The 1,044-nt window shown below is 55.7% G+C and carries 1 protein-coding gene and 1 pseudogene; one reads left to right on the forward strand and one right to left on the reverse strand.

Annotated elements, in window-relative coordinates; translation table 11 throughout:
• Positions 1 to 405: transposase (locus HMPREF2808_RS08015; RefSeq protein ID WP_141752591.1), on the forward strand; the 405-nt coding region annotated here is incomplete at its 5' end.
• A 106-nt stretch (positions 406 to 511) separates the two neighbouring features.
• Here the strand turns inward: HMPREF2808_RS08015 and HMPREF2808_RS08020 are convergent.
• Positions 512 to 1,044: pseudogene (locus HMPREF2808_RS08020) on the reverse strand (transposase); the annotation flags it as partial.

Below are 1,044 nucleotides of genomic sequence, written 5' to 3' on the forward strand. Positions count from 1 at the left end.
CTCACCGAGCGGCAAAAGCACCGCTTAGAAATGCTGTGGGCCACCGATGACGACTACGTGGCCCTAGAAGGAACATGGCTGCTCTACCAAGACATAATCGCAGCGTACGCGCATCCAAAGAAATCGGAAGGCAAAAACCTCATGGAACGCATCATCCACACCTTGCGTAAAGGACTACCAAAAGGCTTAGAAGAGCTCGCCCAACTGGGACGCACCCTGTGGCGACGACGCAAAGATGTGCTCGCCTACTTTGACATCGGTGCATCCAACGGCCCCGTTGAGGCAATCAACGGCAGACTCGAACACCTACGCGGCATCGCCCTAGGATTTAAAAACCTCAACCACTACATCTTGCGATGCCTAATCCACTCCGGACAACTACAGGACAAAATCAACGCACTCTAAAACCGGAAGGGCCGGTTAAAGGACAGAAAGTGTGTCCGCACACATTGATTTCCAGCACCTGAACTGCAGAGAGTGTCCGATTGTTTGTGTGCGGTGTTTTGGTTTTTAAGTAGTCCGCTAATCGGGCGGGGTATGCCACAGCTAGTTGGTTGACGGCTTGTTTCCACCCGGTGGCTTTCGCTCCTTCAATATAGCCGTTGCACTCAATGTTGCACTTTGCTTTCTTCGCCCGCTGGGCGGCACGCTTGTTCGATGTTGCAGATCATCAGCCACAGCGTTTTCTGCGCCGCGGTATCGTTCGGGAATTGGCCCCTGTTGCGGGTAGCTTTACGCAGTTCAGCATTCAGCGACTCGATTAAATTGGTGGTGTAGAGCACCCGGCGTGCCGCCGGCGGAAACTGCAGAAACGGCACGAACCGCTCCCAAGCGTCGCGCCAGACTTTGACCGACTGCGGGTATTTCCGGCCCAGTTCACTGGCTTCGAACGCATCCAAGGCGGCACGGGCGGTGTCCTCGTTTGCGGCCGTGTAGACCTCACGCAGCGCCCGGGAGACACCTTTGCGGTCCTGATACGACACCCACCGGTTCGTAGCCCGAATCAGGTGCACAATACAGGTCTGCACCATGGAATTCGGCCAG

Origin of the sequence: Corynebacterium sp. HMSC078A10, assembly GCF_001811565.1 — a bacterium.
GTDB classification, from domain to species: domain Bacteria; phylum Actinomycetota; class Actinomycetes; order Mycobacteriales; family Mycobacteriaceae; genus Corynebacterium; species Corynebacterium hesseae.